This window comes from uncultured Porphyromonas sp., from assembly GCF_947254915.1.
Classification (GTDB): Bacteria; Bacteroidota; Bacteroidia; order Bacteroidales; family Porphyromonadaceae; genus Porphyromonas.
Map to the genome: position 1 here is coordinate 1 of NZ_CAMYEZ010000067.1, position 11,586 is coordinate 11,586.

An 11,586-nucleotide genomic window follows, 5' to 3' on the forward strand; every position below is an offset into this window, starting at 1 on the left:
CGCTGTAACCTTTGATACAACGGACGCACAGATCGTGCGTCCCTACAAAGGGCTACTCGTCCGAAGCCTCCGACACCACACCCTCGAGGAAATCAAAAATCTCCAGCGAGCAAACAAAAATCCTCCACGGAGCAATAAAAAAATTCTTCCGAACTTTCATTTCATTCTTCCGAAGTTTGATTTCATTCTTCCGAACTTTTATTTCCCGGCTCGGTGGAGAATTTTCGTTTGCTCCCTGGAGATTCCCGATTTCCTCGGGAGAAATAGATGTCAACGGAAATGTAGGAGTCTAATGCAACAGTCTCTGATTGCAAATAGCTCGGGGACAGGTGGACTGTCGGCTAGAGACACTAAAAAAGGCTACAGCGTCTAGCTAAAACTGGAAGTAGATGAAGGGCTGCACGCCACTGCTCTGGAACTGGATGACGAGCAGCACGACGAGGGCGAAGAGGAGCGCCTGACCGATGAGTGGCATGCGACTGATGCTACGCTCGAGAGGTCGGAAGGTGCGCTGCGGGATGAAGTGCGCTACGAAGCCTAGCACGATGAGCGTCACGACGAGCCAGTAGCCCTCGATGAATTGCGGGATGATCTCAGGGTGAAACTCATACCGTATCATCTCAAACATTTGCCCGATGCCCTCCATCGTCGGCATACGGAAGAAGATCCAGGCGAAGCAGACGAAGTGGAAGGTGAGGATCATCCCGAGGTAGCGTCTGAAGCGTCCCATGGAGGCTCCGTCAAGGCGTGCCCACGGGCAGATCTGCATATAGAGCTTGTGCAGGGCGAGCGCGACACCGTGCATACCGCCCCAGAGGATGAAGCGCAGGCTAGCTCCGTGCCACAGCCCACCGAGGAGCATCGTGACGAGGAGGTTGAGATAGGTGCGCAGGCGACCACGACGACTGCCCCCGAGCGGTATGTAGAGGTAGTCCCGCAGCCAGGAGGAGAGGGAGATGTGCCAGCGTCGCCAGAACTCGGTGATGGTGGCGGAGCGATAGGGCGAGTCGAAGTTGATATTGAAGCGGAATCCGAGCCAGAGGGCTATGCCGATAGCCATATCGGAGTAGCCGGAGAAGTCGCAGTAGATCTGCAGGGCGTAGCCGTAGATGGCCATGAGGTTTTCGAAGCCACTGTAGAGAGTGGGGGCGTCGAAGACACGGTCCACGAAGTTGAGCGAGATATAGTCGGAGATGATCGCCTTCTTGATGAGCCCCGAGAGGATCAGGAAGAGCCCCTCGCCAAACTCTTGCTGGGTGACTCGTATCGGTCTATAGATCTGCGGGATAAAGTCTTTGGCACGTACAATAGGTCCCGCCACGAGCTGGGGAAAGAAGGAGACGTAAAAGAGGTAATCCACCCAGCGTCTCAGCGGGCGTATCTCGCCGCGGTAGATATCGATGACGTAGCTAAGCGACTGGAAGGTGAAGAAGGAGATGCCGACGGGGAGGAAGATGTCTAGCGGGCCTAGCTGTGTGGCGGTCATTTCGCTGACTCCTACCAATCCCCCGATCCACTGTACGAGCGGAGTGAATAGCTCCAGGAGGAAGTTGGTATACTTAAAGTATCCAAGCATTCCGAGGTTGAAGCAGAGGGAGAGGATGAGCCAGCGTCGCTTGACTTTGCGCTCAGGAGTGCCCGCTATGAGGTGGCCGATGATGAAGTCGACCGTGGCGGTCATGATGAGGATGAGGGCGTAGTAGCCACTGCTCTTGTAGTAGAAGAAGAGCGAGAAGCAGACTACATAGATGATCCGTGCCAAGGTAAGCCTACGCAATAGGTAGTAGAGTGGTAGGAAGAGCAGGAAGAGGACTAGAAAGAGTCCACTATTGAAGAGCATCGGAGCTGCGCTGTCGTAGGTGAGTAGCTCGGCAGCTCGTGAGAGATAGGGGGTGAGCATACGATTAGTCTTCGGAGGCTTGAGAGGTAACGTGTGTGTCGCACTGGCGCCACTGCTCATAGTTGGCTTGGAGGGCAGTTGCGATGGTCTCTCCTACCTTATTATAGCCAGCAGCGGTCAGGTGGACGCGGTCTCCTGAGAGGATGCCATCGGAGAGCAACTGTCCGGCTCCCGCAGCTCCGCCGAAGTGGGCGAAGAGATCGATATAGCCACAACCGAGTTCGCGAGCTTGCTGCTGCAACTCGTCAGCAACGAGCTGACAATTGGTATTAGCACGGTAAGTAGTGCGGTAGACGGTGCGACGACGTCTACGCTTGCCACGACGCCTTTTGTGGGCTGTGCGGATCTTCTGATAGTTGGCCAGAGGCGAGGTGAGGACGATGGCGCAGTCGGGATTGCTCGCTCGGAGGCTTTGGACCATTCGTGCGACCTCTGCACCAAAGCCGTTACGACTGAAGCTTCTCGAGACCGATTCATTGGTTCCCAGCGAGAGGATGATCAGCCGAGGGCGCAGGATGGCGACGGAACTGGCGAAGGAGCCCTTGCCATAAGTGTAGTAGGTGGCTCCATTGTAGCCGATGGTATGGACGAGCACGCCACCACTACTGCGTTCTAGGCTGGCGCCATACCAGACTGCCGAGGCGGGCGCAATCACCTCTGCCGAGCTAACGTAGCGACCCACGAGGAGCGTGTCGGTGACGATAGGCTCTCTAGTCAAGGTGTCCTGAGCAAGCGTGCGGAGGCTATCGCCAGACAAGGTGAAGGGTCCCGTCTCCCGCTGGCGATAGATGACGATGCGGTCGAAGGTTTGACCGCCACCACACTGGAAGGTGTAGGTGATGTCTCCGCTTTCCTTAGTCTGCAGTACCATCCCCGTGGGGCTCTCACGATTGTAGTCTCTTTCGGTGATCTTAATGCCCGAGGTACCAGCAGAGGAGGCGCGTACATTGGTATGGATAGGCGGATTGGTACCCAGCAGACGAAAGGGTGCGACCCAGCCGATCCCGCCATCGCCCCAGCGCTGCGCAAAGCTCTTGCGAATCGGTTTTGTGAAGTGTCCCGCCTGTACGTGCGAATCTCCAAGGTGGATGACTGAGACGGTCTGTGCGGTAGCCTTCGCCTGGTCACAAGCGGACCAAAGCTGATCGAGGTACCCATCGGGGGCTACGAGTTGTGGCTCCCTTTGAGCCAAGAGCGTCTGCGCCAAGAGGAGCAGGCTCCCGACGAGGGTACAGATGATACGTATCACTCTATTTGCTATCATCGCCTATCAAGTCTGCAGTGAGTAGTTTAGCGAGCTGCGTACCGCCCGCCATGGAGATGTGGGTGTAGTCTTTTGCGGCCCAGCCTTTGTCTACAAAGCCTTTGATGCCACCGAGCGAAGCCATCGCCTCATGCGTATTCCAAAAGAGGAGACCGTAGCGCTGCGCTAGACGGTGCTGTATGCGGAGCACCCGAGTCACCCCATTGAGCGGATGGATCTCGCCCTCGTGGAGCGTGGCTCGGTCAGAGAGCGACATGAGGAGGATGGTGGCGTGTGGGTAGAGCTGCTGGATATGCTCGATGCTCTTAGCCATGGCATCGTAGTACCACTCGTAGCTGTCGTTATTGTCCTTAGGGCTTAGCACGTTGAGCCCATAGGAGAGGATGATCAGGTCGTAGGGTCGGAAGCGTGAGAGCTGTGCCGTCAGGGCTGAGGAGACGGCTGTGAGCTTCGTACCTGAGGAGCCACGGAGGCTGTAGTTGTCCACAGAGATACCTGTCATACTGTCGAAGCAGACGCCATAGAAGCGTGTGCCATCGCCACCCCCAGTAGCTAGCTCAAACTGCTTGACCGCACTGTGCGGGAAGGTGTACTCGGCCAGGGCTCCGTGACTGGCGGGCAACTCGACGTGCTGACGCTCGCCTCCGTTGATGCCGTAGGTGATGGCGACGGGGATCGTGTCGCTGACGTAGTGGAGCGTGACACGATCGGCATTGGTTAGCTTGTAGCTTGTGGAGGCGCTGGCGGTAGCTGTGGCAAAGGTTTCGGAGAGTGTGAAGAGCGTTCGGGAGTCGCTTTTACTAGCAAATGTTTGTCGCCAAGCCCCCTCGAAGCGTTGCTGGATGCTTTGCCTAAAGCGCGACACGGGCGAGGTGAGCGGGACGTAGCCGACACCTTTGCCACCATACCTCTGCTGGAGCGCCTGACGAAAGGGCGCCACCAAGATGTCGCCCTCGATAAAGGAGTCGCCGACGAAAGCGATCCGTACGCTCCTAGATCGTCCCTCCCGCAGGGCCGCCCGGAGACGACGCAACGCACTCTGCCCCTCGGAGTAATCCATCAGACGACTGGAGAGCTCTAGCGGTGTAAGGGTGTCGGTTGTCACGCCTTTGCTATTCGTAGAGTCGATGGCGTGGAGCTCCGTAGCGGTCGTATCGTTTGCCGTCTGCAATGGTATGGAGAGCGTCTCGTACGACTGGTTTGTCGTCGTGTTGAGGAGGTCGCTCAGCGGGTTGAACTCCTTGAACTGATAGCCAGCAATTGGCCCGAGAGCGACGAGTAGCTCCGATAGTCCGTACGCTAGTAGCCCGCCAATGAGTAGTAGCCCGAAGCTACGATAGAGATGATTCCTTCTTTTCATGAACTATAGAAAGCCTATCAACGCTTGGCTTGGCTCTCAGCCTCTTTGCGTCGTGCCTCTTGAAGCAACTTGTCCGCCTCAACGAGCTGATCGTAAAAGGGAGCTCCGAAGGCTGCGATCAGAGGCTCACGAACGAACTGGTAGACCTTGATGCCGAGCTTGCGCCCTCGCTCTACGGCTGCCTGACAGATGTCCCAGCGGTCGTAATGGAGGGAGGAGAAGTACTTGAACTGACGCACACGGATTGGGTAAAGGCGACAACTGATCGGCTTCTCTAGATGAATCTCGGGATGGGTCGAGGTGTACCACTCGATGGCACAGCGCACCCCTTCGGGAGGCGTGGGGTGGAGCGTGAAGGCGCAGTTCTCATCGTTGACTATGGAGAGAACCTGTTCACCAGTAATATCAATGTAGCTGACTCCTTGATGATGAAGTATCTCACGCGCTTCGGGGGCTAGGTGCGGCTCAAGGAGCGAGAGGTGGCGTCGGTAGCTTTGGCACTCACGCGCTGTGGCTGGAGGCCCCGCATCGCCATGCACACAACAAGCGCCACGGCATACAGCGTAATCGCAGGCGAAGTACTCCTCGAGGATCTCGAAGCTCACCACCTTGTCGTCAATCTGTATCACAGCTCTGCTGGCGTTAAGGTTATCATCAGTGCTTTGCCATCGCCTGGAGCCACGCTCAGCGGGAGCGTCTCGGCAGGGATTAGTAAAGCTTCGTGGGGAGCGAGTCGCCACGTCTCACTTTCGTCACCGCATAACGCAAGAGTTCCTGAGATGCCCACGAGGATTGCACAGCTCGCCCCGTCTGTCGTGATGGTTTGAGAGAGATCTGGCTTAGCCGTCACCTCGTGACAGACGAAGTGTGGCGTGCCGAGAGGCAAGTGGCGAGCGTCCAGCCGATGTGGCTCTAGCGTGGCACTGCGAAGCGCCTCGTCAATGTGTAGCGTTCTCTTGGCGCCCTCGTCGTCTACTCGGTCGTAGTCGTAGAGGCGGTAGGTAATGTCGCTCGTGTCCTGCACCTCAATGAGCATCGTCCCCGCACCGAGTGCGTGGATCGTGCCAGCGGGTAGAGCGATCGCTTCGCCAGTCCTCACTGGCTCCCAGTGCAGGTAGTCCATCAGCGTAGCGCGCTTGGTGATGTCTCGCAGGGCATCGGCGCTCATCGGTTCGGTCAGTCCGAGGCATATACGGCTCGTCGGCTCCGTCTCTAGGAAGTACCAGATCTCATCTTTGCCACCCTCCTGTGGCGATGGGTGCACCTGCACCGAGAGGTCGGTCGCAGCGTCCAGTAGTTTGATCAATAAGGGGAAAGCGCCTCCGCAACGTGCCGTCTGTCCTTGTCCTAGTAAGCGATCTCCATAGCGTGCGACCAAAGCATCTAGCGAAGCTCCCTCGTAGTCGTCCCCCTCAGTGGGTGTCTCCTGCCCTGCGAGTGCCGAGAGTAGCCACACCTCACCGACCTGCTGGTCCCCTCCTGTAGGGGCCAGGCGACCGCCACCCCATATCTTGTGATAGTATTGGGGTGTACAGCGAATGGGTGTGAGCTTACGAGACATATTATTAACGAGCCGACGGCACTACTCCACTTCGTCTTTTGGTTGCTCCTCCGCACGGCGCTTCTGCTCGGTGCGGTAGCGCCGATGCCATATCCAGGCGAGGAGAGCGATCACCACGAGCGTACCTATACTGGAGCCGACACGAATCCAGTCAAAGGGGGTGCGCTGTAGGATCCATACCCACACGTTGAGGGCGATCCACCAGATGAGGAGGAAGTAAAGCTTGATGCGGTCTCTGCGAAACATAGCTAAGCTTTCTTCTCGGGTGGTACCTGACGTACGTAGTGTGCCATCTCGTGGGGGATGATCATCGAGAGCTCCATAAAGCCGGCGTACTCTCCATTTTCGTACCAGGGGATCTGGTAGATGAGCTTCTTCTTATCTCCCTTTTCGATGGTGTAGACATGCTTCGTCTGGTGCGCCATCATGTTGGCCAGCATCGAGCGTGCAGGCTCGGGGTGGCAGTCGAGGACATTCTTGCCGATCAAGCTTTGACCAGGCTTGAGATTGACCTGACGAGACTGTTCGTTCATCTCTATAATGCGTCCCTCACGGTCACAGATTGTGACCGCTACGTCTGCCTCTTCAAAGAATGGTATCATGCGATTGTATCAATTAGTCGTGATGGTACGGCTCTCCCCGTAGTATCGTGCAGGCTCGGTAGATCTGCTCAACAGCAAAGAGACGCACCATCTCATGCGTTAGCGTCAAGCGACTGAGAGACCAAGCTTGCTGCCCGTAGCGCTGCTTGAACTCAGGCGTAAAGCCATAAGGTCCGCCCACCACTAGGAGGAGTCGCTTGGCACCGCTATTCATATAGCGCTGTAGCTGCTCCGCCCACTGACGGCTCGTGTACTCCTTGCCACGCTCATCCAGCAGGACCACCAGATCACTCGGTGCGATTACAGATGCGATCGCCTCGCAGGTTGCCTGCTGCTGATTAGCTATGGAGGCTTGTTGCTTACGTCGCTTAGGGTCGGGTAGCACCTCTAGATCAAAGGGTATATACCCCCCGATGCGCTGCCGATACTCCTCGATAAGGCGGTGTAGCTCTGGCGAAGAGGTCTCACCCACTACGAGGAGTGTCGTACGCATAAATATGTAAGGCTAACTCTTAGAAAGGTAGGTCGTCAGCGTTGTCTCCAGCGGCTGGGTCAAAGGATCCGCCAAACTGATTCTGCGCACCAGCCTCAGGAGCTTGCGAAGCGAAGCCCGTGCTAGGAGTGGCACTCTCTACGTAAGGAGCTTTGCCCGCAAAGGGATCAGCCTCTGGTGCAGCGGCTGCTGTCTGGTCTACCTTGGAGACACTGTAAGCGGTCACGTCTGTGTACCAGCGCTCCATATACTCACGGCTCTCTACGTCAAAGCGAACCTCAACCAGGTCACCCTCCGTCAGTGGAAACTCGTCAATACGATTATTCCAAATGTTGAAGCAGATGGTGCGTGGGTACTGTGATTCAGTCTCAATGACAAAAGCGCCCTTGCGCCAAGCGTTGCCCGACTTACTGACACCCTCCTGCACAGGGAGGATACGTATGACGGTGCCTCTTGCGATGAGTGGGTTGGGGCGATTATTATTGCTGTCCATATCTAGTCTATAAGTTATTTAGTTATTAGTCGGTAGAGGATAGTACTATCGGAGTGTCGGGGCAAAGCCTATGATCTCTCTGACCTCTTCGATCGTCTTGCGAGCGCTCTCACGCGCCTTCATAGCGCCCTCGGTAGCCACCTTGTGTAGCTGAGCCTTGTCGCTAGAGAGCTCTAGGATCCGCTCACGGATTGGGGCTATCGCTGCGATCAAGTCAGTCGCTAGTTGCTTCTTCAGATCTCCGTAGCGTATTGAGCAGTTCGCATAGCATTGGCGAAAGTGTGCCACCGTCTCAGGTGTGGAGACCAAATCCATAATGGTGAAAAGGTTTTCCACGGGCTCCGTAGGCTTGCTGTTTGGCTCCGTAGGGCCAGCGTCCGTCACAGCGCGCATCACTTTCTTAGAGATAGACTTATCGTCCTCGTAAAGGTAGATCGCATTGCCCTCGCTCTTGCCCATCTTGCCCGAGCCATCAAGCCCAGGCACCTTGATCGGCTTAGACATAGCGGTCCACGAGGCAGGCTCCGTAAAGTACTCCACCCCGTAGATCGTGTTAAAGCGACGGGCGAAGCGACGCGCCATCTCCATGTTTTGCTCTTGATCCTTGCCCACAGGCACCTTGACAGCACGCTGCAGTAGGATGTCAGCCGCCATCAGCGTTGGGTAGGTCAGCAGACCCGCATTGACATTGTCTGGTTGCTTGCGCGCCTTCTCCTTAAAGGTCGTCGTACGCTGTAGCTCCCCCAGATAAGCATTCATATTTAGATATAGGTAGAGCTCCAGCACCTCTGGCACATCGCTCTGGCGATAGAGGACCACCTTGCTCGGGTCCAAGCCACAGGCGAGGTACTCAGCGAGGATTGTATCCGTATCCTGCACGATGTCTCCCGGGTGGGGGTGCGTCGTCAGCGAGTGCCAGTCAGCGATAAAGAAGTAGCAATCGTACTGCTCCTGCATCTCTAGGAAGCTACGCATAGCTCCGTAGTAGTTGCCTATATGTAGATGACCGGTGGGGCGTATACCGCTGACGACTCGTTCCATACTGATTCTGTTCACTCTATTTATTGTATAGCTATAGCACAAAGGTAGTACTTTTTACGCTCTTGGAGCAACTGTGCACGGGATCTATAGTAGCCCCTCATGCCACACATTCAGCAGATGTAGCTATTCAAGCCCTGAACGGCCACTTTAATTGCAAAGAGCTAGTATCAAAATACCAACGATTGGGTACCCAAAAGGTCATCACACCTAGCACCTTTGAGATACCTTTGGAGATTCAAATGCGGAGAGGACAATGATGATGGCTTTACCATCAGCAGCTAGCTCCTCTCCCGCTAGATCCATCTACATACAGTAAAAACAAGTTGATATGAAACGAACTTTTATCGCCCCGCTACTCACGCTCGGGCTACTGCTCTGGGGGCTACTGGCTCTTCCCGCTAAGGGGACTGCACAGGCTCCAGCAGACGCTACCACCACAGCACTTAGACAGTCTCAGGGCTGCTACATCAAGCTCACCACAGCACGCGCAGTCGGTGAGACTATTGATATGAAGCTCATCTCTGTAAATCCTAGACTCAAAGACATAACTATTGAAGGCGTCAAGGAGGCTCCCCAGATCGGCAATAAGAAGGTGAAGTACACACTCACCAGTCAGACCATCGTACTGAGAGGATCCATCAAGTCCTTTGACTGTACCAAGAGTCAGATCACCAAAGTCGAGTTAATCCAGTGTCCTACGCTTGAGAGCTTCCTCCTCGGAAATAATCAAATCACCGAGCTAGACTTAACCGCCTGCGTCAAGCTGTCAGACTTCAACTGCTACAACAACCAGCTCACCAAGCTGGATCTCACTCCCCTCAAGAAGCTCAAGTGGTTCAACTGCTACGGCAATAAGCTCACCAAGCTAGACTTAACCTCCTGTCCTGGAGTCTCAGCCATCCGCTGTCAAGACAACCAGATCTCCGAGATAGTTATCCCTCAGGGCTCTCTCCTCTCTGCTATTGACTGCTCTAAGAATCAGCTCACCAAGCTAGACATGTCTCACTGCACCAAGCTCAGAAGTCTCAATTGCAGTGACAACCTACTCACCGAGCTAGACCTCTCACAGAGTTCTGCACTAGACAATCTCGTCTGCTACAATAATAAGATACGAGGCAAAGCGATGACCCAGCTTATCAAGAGTCTCGCTGACCGCTCGCAGAAGAGTACCAAGGGCAAGTTTAAGGTACACTTTAACCCTACCCAGCGACCTCAAGATGGCAATGTATGCCTCAAGAGTGACGTCGCTCTTGCGACCAGCAAGCACTGGGTCGTATCCTATGCTGATCAAGACTTAAACGACCCAGCCTACGAAGGCGAAGAGGATCCCCAACACCAGCAAGCCACCATCACCCTCACCACGAGTCGCCCCATAGGTCAGAAGATCTCTCTAATGATCAAGGCTGAGGACGACTTCACCGTCGAGGGGGTCGATGGAGTACCTTTTGATGGATCCTATATCAAGTACACCCTCACTAGCCAGACCATTTCCATACGTGGGCGCATCACACAGCTCGCTTGCTGGGGTAATGATCTCACAGCGATCTCACTTGAGAACTGCCAGGATCTGACGATACTAACCTGCTCATCCAATAAATTGACCACCCTAGATCTCTCGCACTGCCCCAAGTTATCACTCCTAGGCTGTGCTAGGAATCAAATCCACGGTGAGGCTATGAAGGCTCTCGCCGAGAGTCTCCCTGATAGGAGCAACAAACAGCCTGGGCTCTGGCAGGTGCATAAGTCTCTAGACAAGATAGCCGAAGATGGCAACATATGTCTCAAGAGCGACGTAGCCATTGCGACGCAACGGGGGTGGCGAGTCGTCTTCTCAGAGACCAACGAGGACTACCCTGGAGCTGATCCCAGCGCATCAACCTATACGGTAGACCTCAAGATTGGCACTGGCGGTACAGCCTCTATCACAGGCTACTCAGACCTAAAGGCAGTCCCCCTGGGGACCACGCTTACAGTCGTTGCATCCCCAGATGAGGGATACAAGCTCGCGCAGATACTTGTCAATGAGGTAGACTACACCGAGAGCAAGAGCTTTGTCGTCAAGAGACCAACGATAGTCCAGGTGACTTTCCAGAAGGCAGATCGCATCGAGTGCGTCACAACGCCAGCTCTAGAGATTTACCCCAACCCTGTCACAGACTATCTACTCGTACGAGGTGGAGCTAGCGATGCCCTACTACAGCTATACGATGCTGCGGGAGCGCTCGTCCTGACAGGTCAGACCAACAGCCAAGGCACCGCCACGCTAGCACTCGGCTCCATCCCTAGCGGGCTGTACATCCTAGTCGTAGGCGACCAGACTATCTCCGTTCTAGCCGCCAGGTAGAGCAAGGCCAGACCTACGGCCTATCTATAAAGAAGGGAGACGCTCCAACAGTGGAGTGTCTCCCTTCTCATTTGTATCGCAGTCTTGTTGAGTGACTCGGGTGGGATTCAAACCCACGACCTTCAGAACCGGAATCTGACGCTCTATTCAGCTAAGCTACCGAGCCTTCAATCATCGCTACAAAGGTACAAAATATCTTGTGATGCGGAGAGTTTGTAGCGAACCACTCATACGAGTACACCTCCCCACCTCCGTTGATCCCAATCTCTCCCGAGGAAATTCCCGATAGCTACCGAGGAAATGAAAATCCTCCACGGAGGGCCGAAATAAAAGTTCGGAAGAATGGAATGAAACTTCGGAAGAATGAAATAAAAGTTCGGAAGAATTTTTTTATAACTCCGTGGAGGATTTTCGTTTTCTACCGAGGCATTTTCGATTTCCTCGGAGGTTTGGTGTCGGAGGCTTCGGACGAATAGCCCTTTGTAGGGACGCACGATCTGTGCGTCCGTTGTATCAAAGGTTACAGCG

11 protein-coding genes and 1 tRNA gene are annotated in these 11,586 nt (G+C 54.9%); 1 reads left to right on the top strand and 11 read right to left on the bottom strand.

Annotated elements, in window-relative coordinates; translation table 11 throughout:
- Window positions 1-373: 373 nt before the first annotated feature.
- Genes Q0X57_RS05190 through trpS form a run of 10 tightly spaced genes read right to left on the bottom strand, consistent with a single transcriptional unit; the run spans window position 374 to window position 8,714 of the window.
- A complete protein-coding gene (locus tag Q0X57_RS05190) occupies window positions 374-1,900 on the bottom strand; it encodes an MBOAT family O-acyltransferase (protein WP_297728645.1) in 1,527 nt (508 codons plus the stop codon).
- Window positions 1,901-1,904: 4 nt separating this feature from the next.
- Window positions 1,905-3,164, bottom strand: coding sequence for a GDSL-type esterase/lipase family protein (locus Q0X57_RS05195; RefSeq protein WP_297728626.1), 1,260 nt, complete (start codon window positions 3,162-3,164; stop codon window positions 1,905-1,907).
- Window positions 3,151-4,524 carry a hypothetical protein gene (locus Q0X57_RS05200; RefSeq protein ID WP_297728628.1) on the bottom strand — a complete coding sequence of 458 codons (1,374 nt, stop codon included), beginning with the start codon at window positions 4,522-4,524 and terminating at the stop codon, window positions 3,151-3,153. The genes Q0X57_RS05195 and Q0X57_RS05200 overlap by 14 nt, the downstream gene beginning before the upstream one ends.
- A gap of 17 nt (window positions 4,525-4,541) precedes the next feature.
- Window positions 4,542-5,153 carry a DUF3109 family protein gene (locus Q0X57_RS05205; protein ID WP_297728630.1) on the bottom strand — a complete coding sequence of 204 codons (612 nt, stop codon included), beginning with the start codon at window positions 5,151-5,153 and terminating at the stop codon, window positions 4,542-4,544.
- A complete protein-coding gene (locus Q0X57_RS05210; protein WP_297728632.1) occupies window positions 5,150-6,085 on the bottom strand; it encodes a type I phosphomannose isomerase catalytic subunit in 936 nt (311 codons plus the stop codon). Before Q0X57_RS05210 ends, Q0X57_RS05205 begins: the two co-directional genes overlap by 4 nt.
- A gap of 21 nt (window positions 6,086-6,106) precedes the next feature.
- Window positions 6,107-6,331: a hypothetical protein gene (locus tag Q0X57_RS05215; RefSeq protein WP_297728634.1), complete on the bottom strand. Its 225-nt coding sequence runs from the start codon at window positions 6,329-6,331 to the stop codon at window positions 6,107-6,109.
- 2 nt (window positions 6,332-6,333) lie between these two features.
- The gene (locus Q0X57_RS05220; protein WP_297728636.1) at window positions 6,334-6,687 is read right to left on the bottom strand and encodes a PAS domain-containing protein; all 354 of its coding nucleotides are present in this window, start codon (window positions 6,685-6,687) and stop codon (window positions 6,334-6,336) included.
- A 13-nt stretch (window positions 6,688-6,700) separates the two neighbouring features.
- Entirely contained in the window at window positions 6,701-7,180 is a 480-nt protein-coding gene (locus Q0X57_RS05225; RefSeq protein WP_007364912.1) for a 23S rRNA (pseudouridine(1915)-N(3))-methyltransferase RlmH, read from the bottom strand.
- Window positions 7,181-7,199: 19 nt separating this feature from the next.
- Window positions 7,200-7,673, bottom strand: a complete 474-nt coding sequence (locus Q0X57_RS05230; RefSeq protein ID WP_297728639.1) for a DUF3127 domain-containing protein — start codon at window positions 7,671-7,673, stop codon at window positions 7,200-7,202.
- A gap of 45 nt (window positions 7,674-7,718) precedes the next feature.
- Window positions 7,719-8,714: a tryptophan--tRNA ligase gene (gene trpS / locus Q0X57_RS05235; protein ID WP_297728641.1), complete on the bottom strand. Its 996-nt coding sequence runs from the start codon at window positions 8,712-8,714 to the stop codon at window positions 7,719-7,721.
- A 328-nt stretch (window positions 8,715-9,042) separates the two neighbouring features.
- Between trpS and Q0X57_RS05240 the strand changes: the two genes are divergently transcribed.
- Window positions 9,043-11,058 carry a T9SS type A sorting domain-containing protein gene (locus Q0X57_RS05240; protein ID WP_297728643.1) on the top strand — a complete coding sequence of 672 codons (2,016 nt, stop codon included), beginning with the start codon at window positions 9,043-9,045 and terminating at the stop codon, window positions 11,056-11,058.
- Window positions 11,059-11,150: 92 nt separating this feature from the next.
- Here the strand turns inward: Q0X57_RS05240 and Q0X57_RS05245 are convergent.
- Window positions 11,151-11,224: transfer RNA gene (locus Q0X57_RS05245), tRNA-Arg, on the bottom strand.
- Between the last annotated feature and the right edge of the window lie 362 nt (window positions 11,225-11,586).

Bases quoted from the DNA above. Each gene is read 5' to 3' on its own strand.
- Q0X57_RS05225 (WP_007364912.1), bottom strand. From the start codon at position 7,180: ATGCGTACGACACTCCTCGTAGTGGGTGAGACCTCTTCGCCAGAGCTA.
- trpS (WP_297728641.1), bottom strand. From the start codon at position 8,714: ATGGAACGAGTCGTCAGCGGTATACGCCCCACCGGTCATCTACATATA.
- Q0X57_RS05240 (WP_297728643.1), top strand. From the start codon at position 9,043: ATGAAACGAACTTTTATCGCCCCGCTACTCACGCTCGGGCTACTGCTC.
- Q0X57_RS05195 (WP_297728626.1), bottom strand. From the start codon at position 3,164: ATGATAGCAAATAGAGTGATACGTATCATCTGTACCCTCGTCGGGAGC.
- Q0X57_RS05215 (WP_297728634.1), bottom strand. From the start codon at position 6,331: ATGTTTCGCAGAGACCGCATCAAGCTTTACTTCCTCCTCATCTGGTGG.
- Q0X57_RS05190 (WP_297728645.1), bottom strand. From the start codon at position 1,900: ATGCTCACCCCCTATCTCTCACGAGCTGCCGAGCTACTCACCTACGAC.
- Q0X57_RS05220 (WP_297728636.1), bottom strand. From the start codon at position 6,687: ATGATACCATTCTTTGAAGAGGCAGACGTAGCGGTCACAATCTGTGAC.
- Q0X57_RS05230 (WP_297728639.1), bottom strand. From the start codon at position 7,673: ATGGACAGCAATAATAATCGCCCCAACCCACTCATCGCAAGAGGCACC.
- Q0X57_RS05200 (WP_297728628.1), bottom strand. From the start codon at position 4,524: ATGAAAAGAAGGAATCATCTCTATCGTAGCTTCGGGCTACTACTCATT.
- Q0X57_RS05210 (WP_297728632.1), bottom strand. From the start codon at position 6,085: ATGTCTCGTAAGCTCACACCCATTCGCTGTACACCCCAATACTATCAC.